Origin of the sequence: Streptomyces sp. NPDC005811, from assembly GCF_040630405.1 — a bacterium.
In the GTDB taxonomy this organism is placed as follows: Bacteria; Actinomycetota; Actinomycetes; order Streptomycetales; family Streptomycetaceae; genus Streptomyces.
Genome location: NZ_JBEXXK010000030.1, coordinates 64,887 through 82,624 on the forward strand (window position 1 = coordinate 64,887; position 17,738 = coordinate 82,624).

The following is a 17,738-nucleotide window of genomic DNA, read 5'->3' on the forward strand; positions in this document are numbered from 1 at the left end:
AGGGCTCAGACGGACGCGCTGGCCCTCACCTGCGGGTACTCACGCACCTGCAGAGCGGCGGGGAACCGTGTGATGTCCTTGTGGTGTGCCCTGTCCCAGCAGGAACCGAGCTGTTTGACGAACGGCGCTGTCCCGGAGCGACGGCACGAGTTCACGATGTCAGCGGCCCACTCCGGCTGCATTGGCCGGGAACCGGGCCCGGATTCACCGCCGACGATCGCCCAGTCGATCCCGTTCAGGTCCAGCCCGTCCAGCGGCCCCAGCAGCGGCTCGCATGACAGGAACTTCACGCTGGCCGGTACCTGCCGCAGGTCGTCGACGCGCGGCAGCTCCTTCGCGCTTTCCACCGAGACGCCCATCCACAGGTTTTCCGGCCACTCCAGCCGGTCGGCGACCAGTCGCAGGCGCCGGGCCCGCTTGGTGAGCACCTGGTAGGTGTGCTGCGGGGTTTCGGAGATCACTGTGAAGACGCGGCGCACGTAGTCGAGCGGGACCCGGGCGTGGAACAGGTCGCTCATCGAGTTCACGAACACGGTCCGCGGGCTCTTCCACCTGTACGGCACGGCCAGCGCGTCGGGGTGCAGGGTCAGCCCGAAGCCGGGGCCCGAGGTTCTCGGGTCACCGTCGGTCTGGTACTTCGCCGACCCCATCGCCTTCAGCCGCTTCGCCAGTGTCAGCGCGTAGCAGTTGTCGCATCCTTCGGAGACGCGGTCGCACCCCGTTGTCGGGTTCCACGTCGCCTCGGTCCACTCGATCGCACTGCGGTCACTCACCGGTCGGCCCTCCATCCCCTCGAACCGAGCCCTGTCCCCGGCGGCACAGCCACGGTCCGCGGTATCCCCAACGACCCGCCGCACCAGCCCGGTACGAGCATCCAACCATCCGATGGCCCTCCCCTACCCGCCGACCCCAAAATAGAACACATGTACCCAGCCCTTCGGTAGACAGTGCACTGCGAAACGCCAACTCCCGGACCCAGCAGGGCAGCAACGTCCTTGCCGCCCTCACGCCATACTCCGCTGCTGTACCGGGCCGGGGGCGGCCACCGCGTCGGCGTTTCGTGCCGCGCGGTCTTCGCGTGCCTTGCGCAGGGCGGCCGCGTGCGAGGCCTCGCCCTCATGCCTGCGACGGGCACGGACCGCCGCGAGCGCGGCCGGGGCATCGTCAGGCACGGCCTCGGGCTCGGGGAACGCACGTCGGCTGAGCTCGCGCATTGCCCTGGTCTGTCGTTCGACGGCCTCTGTGATGTCCGGGTCGGCCAGGCGGGGCGGGGCGGCCTGCCGGTGGGCGGTGAGGGCGCGGTGGTAGCCGTCGCTGGCCGACTCCCGTGTCTTCGCCGGGCTTTTGGGCGCCTCCGGGGCCTGGACGACGCCGTCGTCCGGGGCGGGCGCGGGCACGGAGCCCGGCGCGAGGATCCGCAGGCCGCGCACGACAGTGCGGCCGGCCGACGCGTTGGCGGCCGCGATGATCCGGGCCTGTTCCAACCGGACCTTCGTCGCCCACGCCGACGACTCCGGGCACACGGTGAGCCGCCCGGAGTCCGGGTCGTAGCCAACCGCGAAGACGTGCCCGGCGAGCTCGGGGGCGATGGCCTCCCACCGCTCGCGCAGCGTGGCGCCGGCGGCCGGGAGTTCCCAGGCCCGCTCGGTCACCAGCGCGCCGATCGCCGCACCGAGCCCCATCGGCTCACGCCCGTCGCGCCGGACCACCACCGTGGTCCGCGGCTTCGGCTTCGCCGTACGAGCGTTGCCGCCGTTCTTGCGTGCCGCCTCCAGCGCGGCCCGCAGCGCCACCCGCGCCAGGTCCACGCCCGACACCTCGCCGCCGCTCACGACAGCTCCCAGATGCTGTAGCCGAGGTCCAGGTTCCCGAGGCGGGACAGGCGCTGTACGTCCGCGACGAAGGCCCTGGTGAACAGCCTCTGCGCCGACGTCTCGCCGTACCGATCGATGTGGTCGAACACGACCTGGTGGTCGCGGCCGGCGCGGGTGCGCCAGTCCAGGATCTGCTCGCGGGTCAGGTCCTTGAGGACCAGGTCCCGGTCGACGTCGTCGGCCGTCGTCTGTGGTGAGGGCGCGGCGGACACCGAGCGCGGGGCGGGCAGCACGACCGGCGCCGCCGGCGCGGCCGGCTCATCGACGGCGGGACTCGTGGCTGCGGCTTCGACGCGGGCCTTGGCGGCGGCTGCCTGCTGGGCCCGGACCTGCTCCCACTCGTGTGCGCGGGCCCACGCCCGGGCGGTCACGGTCTCGTGCAGCTGCCGGTCGATCGCCGTACGGCGATCCGCCTCAGAGGCGTAGGGCATCGCGTCGTCGACGGCGGCCGCGACCGCGTGCCGCTGGGCACGGCTGCTGGCCTGCCGGTCTTCGCACCGGGGGCAGTCCGGGCCGGAGTCGAGCAGCATCCGGTCGTCGCACAGCCGGTCACCGCAATCCTGTTGCTGGCGCAGGCCCTTGCCGATCAGCCAGCCCACGGGGTCCTTGATCGGGCCGCCGAGGCGCATCTGGTCGGCCAGGCGCCGGGCGAGCCGGTCGGCGAGGACCTGCGGGGCGTCGATCCGACCCACGAACCCGCTCACCCTGACCAGCTTGGCACGGGCGGCGTCCTCCACCAGCCGGCGGGCGTCCTGCCTGTCCAGACATGCCCAGACCAGCCGCACCGGTTCGCCGGTTGCGGGTCGGCGTGGTCGGCGGGTGACACCTTGGACTTGTAGGAGAGGAGGGGACACAGCGGCGGCGTGTACGCCTCCTCAGAGGGCACCAGTTCGAGATGACGCTCGGCGATGTGACTACTGTGACGCGGCAAGGGCATACATGCTCACCTCCGGTTTCGGGCAGGAATGGGCGGCCTTGTCCTGGAAGTCCTGTCGGGTTGCGACCGTTACGAGCACGTCGGCCGGATCCTCGCCCGCCTGCTCAACCTGCACCAGCCGTGTCCGCAGGGCAGGCCAGGCCGCATCGGTGAGGACCGTACGCGTGCTCAGGAACGGTCTCCTGGACGACGCCCGCCATCAGCCGCGCGCTCGGGGACGCCGCCGCCCGGCGGGCGGATCCAGGCTGGGCCACGGTGCGCTTGGGGCGCGGCCGGTACTCCCGCGCGGCGTTCGCCCGGGCAGTGACTTCGACGGCCTCGCGCAGCAGAGTCGACCGGCCCGTCCGGCGGCGTGCGCCTGGACGCCGCGTTCTTGCGCTTCGTGCCAGCGCTGGGAGGCCTTCACCGCGGCCAACAGGGCGAGCAGGAAGCCAAGCGCGGCGACTGTGTCGTTGCGGTCGCCTGCCGTAGCGGACTGGGACAGAAGCTGCGCCGGTCGGGCCCTGCCTCTCACCCCTGCCAGCCGCCTGCCGATTGCGGTCGCCGGGAAGAAGAACCCGATCATCACTGCGCCGAGTCTGCTGGTCGAGGAGATGGCCGCCTGCCACCTCTCCCCGGTCATGCGGGCCGCTAGCTGCTGCCTGCGCCGCTCGTCATGGCCATCGACAGCCACCTGCTCCCCGACGACCCGCAACGCATGGGGCGACCGGGCGCAGTTTGTTGCCGCCTTGTAAGGCATTTGCGTGCTCAGGCGCTTGTACATGACAGCGGCTGCTACGGCGGAGTCCGTTTGAAGAGCGGATGGCCGACGGGTGAATGAGGTTGCTCCAATCACGATGAAGTGATGTAGATCACTCACCCGTGTGCAAGTTGTGTTGCCCTTTGTGCACTCTGTGAGGCATCCCGTGATCTTTTGTGGCTGCGTAGGTTCAAACCGAGCCGCAACGTGCGCGGCCACCAACTACACGGAGATAGCCGGAATATGACGATACGTTTATCCGCTTGGCGAGAGCGAGGCCGCATATGGTCGGGGAAGAGACCCCGCTATGTAGCGATAGGTCTCGCCTTGGCCCTGCCCGTCACCTTGATCGGCGGCGCCGAATCGGCGTTCGCTGCCGACCACACCAAGCAGTCCGCCTCAGCCCCGAAGAAGGCGGCGGCCACCCAGGCTGCCGACCTCCCCTCCGCGCGGGTCGCTGCGCGGCTATCGGGCAAGCGCGTCGAGGCACTGTCGGAGCGCACGGAGACGTCGACGACCTGGGTGAACAAGGACGGATCGCTCACCACCGAGCTGACCGCCGGCCCTGTCCGGTTCCAGGACGACGCGACTGGCGACTGGCGGAAGGTCGATCTGAATCTGGTCAGCGGTTCCGACGGCTCTGTCGAGCCGAAGGGGCACCCCCGCAGTCTGAAGCTGGCCGCGGGCGGCGGCGTGAGGCCTCGCTCTCTGGCAGACGCGGGCAAGGCCACGGCACGTGACCTGGTCACGCTGGGCACGGGGGGCCAGCAGATCGCGTTGCAGTGGAAGGGCGGTCTGCCCAAGCCGAAGCTGGACGGCACCCGCGCGACCTATGCGAACGCGGTACCAGGCGCGGATCTGGTGGTAGAGGCGAGACGGACCGGTTTCGAGCAGTTCGTGGACATCAAACAGCGCCCCGCTACGGGGGGCTACGCCTACACGATGCCGCTGAAGGCCAAGGGCCTGACCGTGAAGCAGTTGAAGGACGGCAGCCTGCTGTTCTCCAACAAGAAGGGCAGCAAGCAGGCGTCCATGCCCGCGCCCGTGATGTGGGATGCAACCGTCGACAAGGTCTCCGGTGAGCACACCCGCCGGGCGCCGGTGAAGCTTCAGGTCGTGCGGCGCAAGGACACAGTCGATCTGGTCTTCACTCCGGACGCGAAGTTCCTGGCCGATCCGGAGACGAAGTTCCCGGTCACTGTGGACCCGTCCACCGCGTCGCTGGGCAACGTCTTCGACACCTACGTCCAGCAGGGCGAGACCGTCGACTGGTCGGCGGACACCGAGCTGGACCTGGGTAATCCGGGCACCACCAATGCCGACGGCACGCCGCGCACGGCACGCTCGTTCATCACGTGGAACACCGCGCCGATCTCTGATGCGCTCGTGTCCACCGCGAAGCTGAGCCTGTGGAATTTCCACTCGGGCAACACCACGTGCACGGAGCAGCCGTGGGAGGTCTGGTCCGCCGGGAAGGCGTCAACCGCTTCGCGGTGGACTGCGCAGCCGGCCTGGGGGACCGCCAAGAAGGCCACGTCCAGCGAGACCAGAGGCAATGCGGCGTGCACCGCGGCTCCGGACGGGTGGATCAATGCTGACGTGACGACGCTGGTCCAGGAGTGGGCCTCGGCGAAGGCGGCCACGTCCGGCATGGGACTGCGAGCCACTTCGGAGACGGAGACCGCGCAGTGGAAGCGGGTGAACTCTGCGAACGCGGCGTCCAACCCGCCGAAGCTGGTCGTCACCTACAATTACCGGCCGCGTACCGGCACCGACCAGCAGGCCGGCCCGCCGTTCTTCAAGGACACATCCGGCAACTGGTTCGTCAACACCACGACGCCCACCCTGCGGGACACCTTCGTCGACCCGAACAACGACACGGTTGACGGCACCTTCCAGATCTTCGACAACGCCACCGGCTCCCAGGTCGGCAACGTCCTGGTGTCGCCGTACGTGCCCTCGGGGCAGCCGGCATCGGTGAAGGTCCCGGCAGGGGTGCTGGCCAACGGCAAGACCTACAAGTTCCGGACCTCGCCGTATGACGGGACCAGCTACAACACCGGCTGGTCCGCGTACGCCCTGTTCACCGTTGACACCTCGGCTCCCTCCGCGCCGGCCTCGGTGGCCTCGTCGGACTACCCGTCCGACGCCTGGGTCAAGGGCGCGGGACAGCCGGGGAAGTTCACGGTTACCCCGCCTGCAGGGGACCAGAGCGGAATCGAGTGGTCGCTGGACGGCGCCACCTGGACCAAGGTCTCCACCGGCAGCACCACGACCCCGGTGACGATCACCGTCACGCCGGCCAAGGCCGGCACCAACGTCCTCCAGGTACGGGCGACGGACAGAGCAGAGAACAAGTCCGAGCCAGTCAGTTACACCTTCCACGCTGGCCCCGGCGGGGTCACGCTGCCCGATGACGGAACGCGCACAGCCGCCCGCGTCCCGCTGACCGCAGAGGCCGACGCCGCGAAGTTCGACAGCGTCACCTTCTCCTGGCGACGCGGCGAAGCCGACACCTGGACCACCATCCCCGTCAGCGACGTCACCAACAACGGCCAGACCGTCGCGGCGTGGCCGCTCGCTCTCACCTCGGGTAAGAGCCCGAAGCTGACCTGGAACGCCACCTCGACCGTCAACCCCGACGGCGCGGTCCAGGTCCGTGCGACCTTCACCGGGCCCAACAGTGCGACGGCCTCGTCCGATCCCATCACGATCGTGGTGGACCGCACCGCGGACGGCGCGGCGAGTGAGGACATCGGCCCGGGTTCGCTGAACCTGCTCACCGGCGACTACACCCTCTCGGGCACCGACGCATCGTTCTTCGGCCTGTCCGTCACCCGCGCCGCGTCCTCCAGGTCCCCGCAGGCCGCTGCCGCCGACCCGGACGGACAGGCGGCGATCTTCGGCAAGGAGTGGCTGTCCGGCACCGCAGCCGAGGCCACCCAGTCGGACTACACCGAAATCCGCAAGACCTCGGGCACCTCCCTCGATGTCGTCGGCGGTGACGGTGCGACGCTCACGTTCACCGCGAACGCCGACCAGACCGGCTGGATCCCGGAGCCCGGCTCCGAGTCCCTCACCCTGAAGGGCGCCTTCACCTCCGGAAGCTTCACGCTGTCCGACACCGACGGCACCGTCACCACCTTTGCCAAGGTGGACTCCGCAGCAACGACGTGGACGGTCACGAGCTCGCTGGCGAGCGGCCAGACGAACTCCACGACCAAGGTGGTCTCCGAAGCCGTCACCGTCAGCGGGAAGACCCTGGCCCGACCGAAGCGGATCATCGCCGCGACCACCCTGGCCGGATGCGCCGCCGACCCGTCAGCCAAGGGCTGCCGGGTGCTGGAGTTCGTCTACGCCACGTCCACCACCGCCACAGCCACCTCGTTCGGTGCTGTGAAGGACCAGGTGAGCGCGGTCAAGCTGTGGGCGACCACCCCCGGCGCCACTGCGGCCACCGCCACCACCGTCGCCAGCTACGCCTACGACGACGCAGGACGGCTGCGCGAGACCTGGGATCCGCGGATCTCCCCGACGCTGAAGACCGCCTACACATACGACAGCGCCGGAAGGGTCACCACCCTGACCCCGCCCGCACAGCTGCCCTGGACGTTCACCTACGGCCAGGCAGGCTCCAACCCGGCCGCCGGCGCCGGGATGCTCCTCAAGGCGTCCCGCGCGACCCTGACCCCGGGCAGCGCGAGCCAGACCAACGGCACCGCCACCGCCTCCGTGGTCTACGGTGTGCCGCTGACCGGAACCAACGCGCCCAACGAGCTCGGCACAGCCGCGACCGCATCATGGGGGCAGACAGACAACCCGACCGACGGCACCGCGATCTTCCCCGCCGACCAGGTTCCGGCGGCCAACGACGGCGCATCCCTGGCCGCCGGCGACTACAGCCGGGCGGGCATCAGCTACCTGGACGCCTCCGGGCGCCAGGTCAACGAAGCCAACCCCGGAAAGAGGATCTCGGTCACCGAGTACGACCAGTACGGCAACACCGTGCGGTCCCTGACCGCCGGCAACCGCGAACTGGCCCTCGGGACCACAACCGCGCAGCAGACACTCCTCACCAACCTGGGCATCAACGCCCTGCCCTCGGCCGAGCGGGCCCAGCTGCTGTCGTCCACATCGGTCTACGACGCCACCGGCACCCGGGAGACCGACACCTACGGCCCCCTGCGGCCCATCACCCTGGCGGCGAAGCTTGTCAGCGGAACCACCACGGTGGCGGCCGCGGGCAGCCAGCTCATGGCGCGCGCACATACGGTCAAGGAGTTCGACGCCGACCGTCCGACCGACGGCACCGCAACCGTCAAAAACCAGATCACCAAACAGACCACCGGCGCCCAGCCGCGCTCATGGCCCGACCTCCTTGCCGACCCGCTGGTTGTCGCGACCGGCTACGACTGGGCCAAGGGACTGCCCACCAGCACCACCCAGGACCCGGGCGGCCTGGCCATCACCCGGACCACGTCGTACGACAGCCAGGGCCGGGTCACCAAGACTACTCAGCCGGCGTCCACCGGCACCGATGCCGGGACCACGGTCACCAGCTACTACACCGCTGATGGCACCGGAACCTGCGGCGGCAGGCCGGAGTGGGCCGACGCCGTCTGCCAGACCGGCCCTGCAGCGGCCATCACCGGCGGCGGCTCCAACCCCACCCAACTGCCGACCAAGACAGCCGAGTACGGGCTGTACGGGCAGGTCACGAAGGTCACCGAAACCGCTAACAGCGTCACCCGCACCACAACCACCAGCTACGACACCGCCGGCCGGCCCGGCACCATCACACAGACCGGCGGCCTCGGAGCAGCCGTCCCAGCAGTGACCACGCTCTATGACGCCGGCACCGGCCAGGTGGCGAAGCAGACCTCCACCGCCGGCGGCACGATCACCAAGACCTACGACCAGCTCGGCCGCCTCATGTCCTACACCGACGCCGATGGCGGCACCACCAGCAGCCAGTACGACGCCCTGAACCGGCCCACCACCGTGACCGACTCAGTGCCGTCGACCACCACGTACAGCTACGACACCGCCATCGATCCACGAGGCCTCACCACCTCGGTCACCGACTCGGTCGCAGGCACCATCACCGCCCGTTACAACGCCGACGGCAACCTCACCACCCAGGGCCTCCCCGGCGGATACACCATGAAGCAGGAGCAGGACCCCGCTGGGGCCGCCACAAGCCGCGTCTACACCCGCGACAGCGACGGCACCGTACTGGTCTCCGACAGCATCACCCAAACCGTCCAAGGCCAGACCGCCACACACACCGGAACCCCCGGCGTCACCGCATCCCAGACCTACACCTACGACAAGGCCGCCCGCCTGACACAGGTTCAGGACATCACCACCGACGCGGTCTGCACCACGCGGTCCTACACCTTCGACCAGAACACCAACCGCAAGACCGCATCCAGCGCGACCGCAGAGGTCAACGCCGACTGCACCACCACCGGAGGCACCACCACCACCAACACCTACGACAGCGCCGACCGGCTGGTGAACGCCGGCTACGTCTACGACGCCTTCGGCCGCACCACCGCCCTGCCCGGCTCAACGATCGCCTACTACACCAGCGACCTGGTCCAGCAGCAGACCGCGGGCACCCAGCGCCAGACCTGGACCCTGGACTCCAACCAGCGGCTCCGCGGCTTCACCACCGAGACCAACAGCACCGGCACCTGGACCCAGACCGCGTCCAAGACCAACCACTACGACTCCGACAACGACAGCCCCCGCTGGATCGTCGAAGACACCACCACCGGAGCCCTGACCCGCCACGTCGGCGGACTCGACGGCAACCTCGCCGCCACCACCACCAAAACCGGCGGCACCGTCCTCCAACTCACCAACCTGCAGGGCAGCATCACCCTGGAACTGCCCGCCGACACCGCCCAGCCACCCACCGTCCTGGACACCGACGAATACGGCAACCCGCGGACGGGCCAACCCGACACCCGCTACGACTGGCTGGGCGGCAAACAACGCTCCAGCGAGACCGTCACCGGCCTCACCCTCATGGGTGTCCGCCTCTACAACCCTGGCACCGGACGCTTCCTGCAGGTCGACCCCGTCGTCGGAGGCGGTGCCAACACCTACGAGTACTGCGGCGCAGACCCCGTCGGGTGCACCGACCTGACCGGAACGCTGTACGTACGCTGGTGGAAGCCCTGGTGGTCCCCGCAGTACTTCGTCAAACTGCTCCTCAACAAGGCGGAGACGCGCTGGGTCGCCTTCGGAACCGGAAGCGCCGCAGCCTTCGTCGGCTGGGCCAAGGACATCAAGTGGATTCCCGGCGGCTGGAAGCACGCCATCACCGCAATCCGCGGATACCTCTGGTACTTCACCACGGTGGCCGCCTACGCCGTGGCACGGGGCAAGTGCACCACCGTCGTCACCGGCGCCTTGCACGCGGGTAGCATCTGGCTTCCCATCCCGCCGACCATCTGGACACGCCGTTGCTGAGGCAACCGACGGAGACAATGAAGCATCGCATCGCCCTGACAGCCGAGATCGCGGCTGCCGCCATCCTCACAGCCCTCGCCATCACCCTCGCGATCCAGCACGAGACCGCACTTGCTGCAGTCTTGGCAGTGGGATCTCTCTCGTTCGTCGTCGACGCGACGCGACGGTTGCGCAGAGTGGGCAAGGTCTGACACTGAACACGCCGGGGCGCCCCAGGAACTCCTGGGGCGCCCCGCGCGCTTTCCTCACTCCAGGGCTGGGTAGTCGCCGACCGAAAGGTACACATGGGAGCGCAGCCCGTCGCGCGGCGCCGGATGCGCTTTGGCGATCGCGTTACAGGCCCGGATGGTGCGCAACGGCGTATTCGCGGCTGAACCGGTTGGCCTCCGAGGCGGATCCGGTCAGCCGGTGCAGCCAGAACCCGTAGGCCACCGACTCCATCTGGGGCCGCGTCAGACACAGCTGCCACCGGCCCGCACCCCGGTTAAACACCGCCACACGGACCTGCTCGGCGAGTCCCGGCGCCGGAGGTGTCCGCAGCTGCCCGGCAAGAGCGACGAACACCCTGAGCGCCGCCATCTGCGACGGCAGCAACTCCACCAGCCGCTCCCGCGGCCCCGGCCCGGACGACGCCGGAGCCGGCCGGGCCCGGGCGTAGGCGAGCAGATCGTGGCCGGCCCGCGGACAGGCGTACCGCCCAGCGTGCCGCCCGGCGCTCCCAGGCCGACAGCTCGGCACGCGTCTCCCGGTCCGCCTCCTCCACCAGCCCCTGTCCGGCGAGCACCCGCACCGCAGCACGCAGCGGCAGTGATGCCCGGGCCACCCGAAGTCGTTGGGGCCGGTCGCGGAGGGCCGCTCGCACGCGGTGGAGATGCCCAGCGTGCCGCACGCCTTGATGGTGTCCAGGTGTGGCTACGACCTCCATCCGTCCAGGCTGGCGCCGACCTGGACGGTTGTCGGCTACTGAATGGTAGCTATGAGAGGTCTCGCCCAGGAGGGCAGAGAGCACCCTGCAAGCCGATCAACTGCGCGCGCCGAGCAGCGCAACTGCAGCTGCGTCCATAACTGGGCGGGACATCCCGACCCCCTCAGATGCCCACCCACGAAAGCGACGGGCATTCTCCGACCACTTCGACACTGCAACAGAGAGGGAAATTCGCACCATAAGGGACTATGTGTTTCATACTGCATAAATTTGGGCATCGATCGCCACTCGCACGGCCGACGCATGCTTCCTCTTCGCAAAATCTTCAAGATCGAAAATGGATGATGAAGAAACCTTGCCGTAACCCTTGATCGATAAGGCGACGCGGTGAAGATCGCCAAATTCATTACATCTCAGGCGATTCCCTCGTGTGGCAGGTTGGTTGCACCTTTCACCTCTTGACTGTCTGTTGGACAACCCGACAGGATTCCCAACCTCGCCCCCCACCTGATCTGCATAAATGACCCGTTCGGTTGACGAATTGCAGAGCAGATCTTGGGAGGGGCGGGACCATGCCGCATAGACCAGTGACCCCGTGGGGATCACGATTCAGACGCGGACCGCGGTTGCGTCAGCTTCGGCGGATAGCTATTGGCCTTGTACTGGCCATGGCCGCGGAAGTGGCACTGGTGTCACAGAGCACCGGGATGGCGTTCGCCGCGGACATCACCACAGCCACCCCAACTCAGGCCGGTCCCGCCACGACATCCGGTTCTGCTCAGGCGCAGGACGAGGCGTCGGCAGTACTGACAGCCCGTCTCCAGGGCCGCAAGATCGAGGTGTTGTCGGCCCGAACGACCGACTCGACGACGTACGCACTGCCCAGTGGGGAGCTGGAAACTGAGGCGTACGCCGGTCCGGTGCGGGTGAAGCAGGACGGTGCCTGGGAGGACATCGACACCTCGCTGTCCGACACCGGTGCCGATCTGACCCCGGCCGCCGCGGCGGCGGGGATCGCGGTCTCAGACGGCGGTGATACGGATCTGGCATCGGTCACGAAGGGCAAGGAGTCCTTCGGGTTGGGCTGGGAGGATAAGCTTCCCAACCCGACCGTGAAGGACAGCACCGCCTCGTACGCTCTGGGCAGCGGCCAGACCCTGTCGGTGACGGCGCTCGCACAGGGCTTCTCGGAGAACATTCAACTCACCCAGCAGCCGGACAATGACACAGTCTCGTACCGGATTCCGCTGAATCTGAAAGGATTGAAGCTCTCTCAGGCAGACTCCGGGCACCTGCTGCTGAAGAATGGCGCCGGCGATCTGGTGGCCGAGGCGCCAGCGCCGATGATGTGGGACTCGAGCAAGAACGAGGCGTCTGGCGAATCCGCACACCAGGAGCAGATTGCGACGAAGATCGAGACCGCCGATGACGGCTCCCAGACCTTGGTCCTGACCCCGGACAGTGACTTCCTGGCCACCGCGACCTACCCGGTCACCGTCGACCCCACGTCGACGCTGGCGGTGACCACGGACACCTGGGTGCAGAACCCCGACTACCCCGACTCGCAGGTCTCCTCGCAGGAGTTGAAGTCGGGCACGTACGACTCCGGCACCGACACGGCGCGCTCGTACCTCAAGTTCGACGTGTCGAAGTTCACGGGCAAGCACATCACGTCGGCGACGATGTCGCTGTACTCGTACTACTCCTCCAGTTGCTCCAGCACCGCGGTGACCCAGGCCAAGCGCGTCACCTCAACTCTGAACACCACAACCCTCACCTGGGGCGCGCAGCCCTCGACCACGACGACCAACATGGCCACCAACAGCGGCCACTGGGGCTACAGCTCCTCGTGCCCAGCCAACTGGTCCAACTGGACACTGACCGGGATGGTCCAGGACTGGGCCAACGGCGCCACGAACAACGGCATCCAACTGCGCAGCTCGGACGAGACCGACTCCACAAACTGGCGGCGCTTCCGCTCGGCGAACTACACCACCTCTGGATACGCCCCGAAGCTGGTGGTGACCTACAACTCGTACGCCACGATCAGCTCGCTGGCGATCTCCCCGAGCAGCGTGAACGCCTACAACGGCAAGCGGTACGTGACCACCTATACCCCGATCCTGTCGGCGAAGGTGACGGACGCTGACGGCTCCACGGTCAAGGCCCAGTTCGAGATCACCAACGACCCGTCGTACAGCGGTGAGACCTCGTACTCCTACACAGGCACCTCGTCCTCGGTAGCCTCAGGCTCCACCGCGAAGCTGACCATCCCGTCCGCGAGCCAGCTGGCCGCGTCCCATCTGCGGATGCGGGTGCGCGGCTATGACGGCACGGACTACGGGGCTTGGTCGTCGTACATCTACTTCGTGCCGAACGTCGCCAAGCCCAACGCGCCGACGATCTCCTGCGACCCGTACACCGAGCAGACCTGGACGGCGAAGGCGGACAGCGGCGCGACCTGCACCCTGGACACGTCCTCCTCCGACGGCCAGGGCTACTACTGGGGCCTGGATGACTCCACGGTGCCAGGCCGGGTGTACGACACCACGGACGGCAACGGCGGCGACGCGTTGACGATCACGATCAAGCCGGGCGAGGACTGGCACAAGCTGTACGCCAAGACCGTCGACTCCGGAGGAAACGTTTCTTCGGCAGCTACGGAGTACGACTTCGGCGTCGGCGGCGGTGCCGGTCTACTCACCCCGGGCAACGGCGACAGCGCAGCCCGCCGGGTCAGCCTCACCTCGACAGGCAAGTCGACCTACACGGGTGTCACCTACCAGTATCGGCGCGGCGAGACCGACTCCTGGACCAGCATCCCGTACGTGGACGTCACCAAGTCCTCGGACGGCTCGGCGATCTCGGGCTGGCCGGTCGCCGTCACCAGCGGTGCGCCCGCGGCTCTGACTTGGAGTGCCACCGACTCCCTCTCGCAGGACGGTCCGATCGACATCCGGGCCGCCTTCACCGACGGCACCACCACCGCCTACTCCCAGCCGCACACCATCATCTTGGACCGCAACGCGGGCACCGCTCCGAGCTCGAACGTCGGCCCCGGCTCGGTGAACACGCTGACCGGCGACTTCACTGTGTCCGGCACGGACGCTTCGGGCTTCGGTCTGTCGGTGTCGCGGACCGCATCCTCGCGCCGCCCCACAGCGGGAGCGGACGCGGAGGGCCAGGTGGCGATCTTCGGCCCGCAGTGGATCTCCGGCACCACGGCGGAGATCACCGACTCGAACTGGGTGGACGTCCGCCAGACCTCGGCCACCTCGGTTGCCGTGGTGGATGTCGCCGGTGACGAGACCGGGTTCACCGCTACCTCGGCGGGCGGCTGGAAGCCCGAGCCGGGCGCGGAGGACCTGACCCTCACCGGATCGCTGACCGGTGCGTTCACGCTGAAGGACGACGAGGGCACGACGACCACGTTCACGAAGGTGGACTCGGCGGCCACCACCTGGCAGGTGTCCACCACCAGTCTGCCGACCGACAACTCCACGACCACGGTGGTCTCAGAGAAGGTCACTTCGGGCAGCAGCACACTGGCCCGCCCGAAGTACGTCATCGCCCCCACGTCCGCTGTATCGGCCTCGACCTGCACGACCACGCCGTCCACGGCGGGCTGCCGGATGCTGGAGTTCGTCTACGCGACCTCCACCACCGCCACCTCCAGCACGCTGGGCGACTACAGCGGGCAGGTCAGGCAGATCAAGGAGTGGGTGACCGACCCGGGCGCCTCGGCGGCGACCGCGACCGTCGTGTCGCAGTACGCCTACGACAGCTCCGGTCGCCTGCGCGAGCAGTGGGACCCGCGGATCAGCCCCGTGCTGAAGACTGCCTACACCTACGACAGCGCGGGCCGCGTCGTCACCCTGACTCCTCCGGGTGAGCTGCCGTGGACGTTCGCCTACGGCACGGCGGGTAACGCGGCCACCGCAGGTGACGGCATGTTGCTGTCGGCGTCCCGGCCGAACCTGACGGCGGGCACGAAGAGCACTACCGACGGTACGACCGCGACCACCAGCGTGGTCTACGACGTTCCGCTGACCGGTTCGAAGGCACCCAGCGCGATGGGCACCTCGGATGTTGGAGCCTGGGGACAGACGGACGTGCCAACGGACGCGACCGCCGTTTTCCCTGCCGCCGTCTCCCCCGACGACTCCGTGCCGGCCTCGAACACGGGCAGCGACCTGGCGGCCTCCGACTACAAGCGCGCAACCGTCACCTACAGCGACGCCTCCGGGCGTGAGGTCAACACCGCGAGCCCCGGTGGGCACATCACCACCACCGAGTACGACCGTTTCGGCAATACCGTCCGCGAACTGTCCGCCGGCAACCGCGAGCTGGCGCTGACTGCGGCCGCCAGTGGCGACCCCTACGACGAACTGACCCTGCTGCACATCGCCGGCGACGCGACCGCAGACCGCGCCACGCAGTTGTCGACCGTCTCCACGTACTCCAGCGACGGTCTGCAGATACTGGACGAGAAGGGCCCGCTGCACCTGGCCACCCTCACCTCGGCCCTCGCCGCCGGATCCGGCGGAACCGACGTACCCGCCGGGACCTCCTGGCCGGTCCGTCAGCACACCGTCAACAGCTATGACGAGAACCGGCCGACCGACGGCACGGCCACAATCGCCAACCAGGTCACGACTTCCAAGGTCGGGGCATGGGCCGACGGCTACCCCTCCGACGCGGACGTGCGTACCACGAGCACGCAGTACGACTGGGTCAAGGGCTTGGCCACGGCCAGCATCACCGACCCGTCCGGTCTGGCGCTGAAGACCACCACGTCGTACGACTCGCAGGGCCGGGTCACCAAGACCACCCTGCCGAAGTCGTCCGGCTCGGACGCGGGCGCCACGGTGACCACGTACTACTCGGCCGCGGGCACCGGTACCTGCAACGGCAAGCCGGAATGGGCCGACCTGGTCTGCTCCACCGGCCCGGCCGGCGCTATCACCGGCGGCGGTTCCAACCCCACCCAGCTGCCCACCAAGACCATCGAGTACGACCGCTGGGGAAACACCGCCAAGACCACCGAGACTGCCAACTCCGTCACCCGCACCACCACCAACACCTACGACAGCGCGGGCCGCATCAAGACCACCGCTGTCAGCGGCGGCGTTGGTACCGCGGTACCCGACACCACCACCACGTACGACGCCGACAGCGGTGACGTGGCCACGGTCACCTCCAACGGGCAGACCATCACCCACACCTACGACCAGCTCGGACGGGAGATCACCTACAACGACGGCGCCGGCAACACCGCCAGCACGCAGTACGACGCGCTCGGCCGCATGGTGAAGACCACCGACTCCGCCCCGTCCACCACCACCTACACCTACGACACCACCAAGGACCCCCGAGGCCTGGAGACCTCCCGCACCGACTCCGTCGCTGGCACCTTCGCCGCCACCTACGACGCGAACGGCAACCTTGCCACCGAAGCCCTGCCCGGCGGCTACACCCTGACCGTCGCCCAGGACGAGACCGGCGCCGAGACCTCGCGGGTCTACACCCACGACAGCGACGGCACGGTCGTAGCCTCCGACACGGTGGACCACTCGGTGCAGGATCAGGCCGTCACGGACACCGACAGCAACGGCCAGACCCGCTCCCGCGCCTACACCTACGACGCCGCCGGTCGCCTCACCCGGGCCGACGACACCGACCCGAGCGGAGCCTGCACCCGCCGCGACTACGCCTTCGACGACAACAGCAACCGCAGCGCGCTGGCGACCTCGACTGGTGATGTCGGTGCGGCCTGCACCTCCACTGGTGCCACCACCACGTCGTACTCCTACGACAGCGCTGACCGGCTGACCACCTCCGGCACGGTCTACGACGCCTTCGGCCGCACCACCACCCAGGCATCCGGCGCCACCATCGGCTACTACACCAACGACCTCGTCCACCAGCAGACCTCCGGCACCAGCCGACAGACCTGGAACCTGGACGCAGCCGGCCGACTTGCCTCCTGGACCACCGAGTCCAACAGCAGTGGCTCCTGGGCCCAGACCGCGGCCAGGACAAACCACTATGGTGCCGACGGTGACAGCCCGGCTTGGACCGCCGAGGACTCCAGCGGCACGATCACGCGGGATGTGCGGGGCATCGACGGCCAGATGGATGCGATCACCGGCGCTTCCGGCTCTACCGTGCTCCAGCTGAGCGACGTCCACGGCGACGTGACGGTGCGACTCCCGCTGGACACCTCACAGTCCGCTGTTGCCCAGTCCTACGACGAGTACGGCAACACAGAGGGCGATACCGCCGTCGCCCGCTACGGCTGGCTCGGCACCGCCCAGCGTTCCGCGGACTCCGTGACCGGGGCCGTCCTGATGGGCGTACGGTTGTACGACCCGGCCGTCGGACGTTTCCTGTCGCTCGATCCAGTACTGGGCGGCAACGACGACGCCTACGTCTATCCGGCCGATCCGGTCAATCAGCTGGACCTGGACGGACGGGCGTCGAAGAAGCCCGCAACCCTGAGCCACAAGGAGAAGCAGGCGCTCGACGACAAGGCCAACGGGCGGCCGTTCGACCGCAAGGCGTACAACTCGGCGAAGAAGAAGCTCGTGCAGGCCGAGAAGTACGCGAATAGCCGTAACGGTCAGAAGAACCGCTCGAATTCGGACAGCCTGCGGGTAGTGCTGAAGGCAATAGGACTGTGGGTCTTCATCATCGCCCTTGTCGTTACCCTGGTCATTTTCTGGGAGGTGGACATAGTGGCCGCAGTGCTCTGGGCACTCTCCTGATGCTTGTTGGTGG

Annotated in this window: 7 protein-coding genes; 3 read left to right on the forward strand and 4 right to left on the reverse strand. The window is 68.3% G+C overall.

Annotated elements, in window-relative coordinates:
* Positions 1 to 5: 5 nt before the first annotated feature.
* The 3 genes from ABZ490_RS29560 to ABZ490_RS29570 form a co-directional block, all read right to left on the reverse strand.
* Positions 6 to 773: a phage Gp37/Gp68 family protein gene (locus tag ABZ490_RS29560; protein WP_358996389.1), complete on the reverse strand. Its 768-nt coding sequence runs from the start codon at positions 771 to 773 to the stop codon at positions 6 to 8.
* 231 nt (positions 774 to 1,004) lie between these two features.
* On the reverse strand, positions 1,005 to 1,832 hold the full coding sequence (locus ABZ490_RS29565; RefSeq protein ID WP_358996392.1) for a DUF721 domain-containing protein: 828 nt from the start codon (positions 1,830 to 1,832) through the stop codon (positions 1,005 to 1,007).
* Positions 1,829 to 2,659 carry a hypothetical protein gene (locus tag ABZ490_RS29570; RefSeq protein ID WP_358996395.1) on the reverse strand — a complete coding sequence of 277 codons (831 nt, stop codon included), beginning with the start codon at positions 2,657 to 2,659 and terminating at the stop codon, positions 1,829 to 1,831. Before ABZ490_RS29570 ends, ABZ490_RS29565 begins: the two co-directional genes overlap by 4 nt.
* A 1,134-nt stretch (positions 2,660 to 3,793) precedes the next feature.
* Here ABZ490_RS29570 and ABZ490_RS29575 point away from each other — a divergent pair.
* Positions 3,794 to 10,033 (forward strand): DNRLRE domain-containing protein, encoded by a 6,240-nt coding sequence (locus ABZ490_RS29575; RefSeq protein WP_358996537.1) that lies wholly within the window; start codon positions 3,794 to 3,796, stop codon positions 10,031 to 10,033.
* Positions 10,034 to 10,050: 17 nt separating this feature from the next.
* The gene (locus ABZ490_RS29580) at positions 10,051 to 10,224 is read left to right on the forward strand and encodes a hypothetical protein (protein ID WP_358996398.1); all 174 of its coding nucleotides are present in this window, start codon (positions 10,051 to 10,053) and stop codon (positions 10,222 to 10,224) included.
* 142 nt (positions 10,225 to 10,366) lie between these two features.
* Here the strand turns inward: ABZ490_RS29580 and ABZ490_RS29585 are convergent, their stop codons facing one another.
* Positions 10,367 to 10,633, reverse strand: coding sequence for a DUF6417 family protein (locus ABZ490_RS29585; protein WP_358996401.1), 267 nt, complete (start codon positions 10,631 to 10,633; stop codon positions 10,367 to 10,369).
* A gap of 993 nt (positions 10,634 to 11,626) precedes the next feature.
* On the opposite strand from ABZ490_RS29585, the gene ABZ490_RS29590 reads away from it, so the two are divergent.
* Positions 11,627 to 17,725, forward strand: coding sequence for a DNRLRE domain-containing protein (locus ABZ490_RS29590; protein WP_358996404.1), 6,099 nt, complete (start codon positions 11,627 to 11,629; stop codon positions 17,723 to 17,725).
* The last annotated feature ends 13 nt before the right edge of the window (positions 17,726 to 17,738 follow it).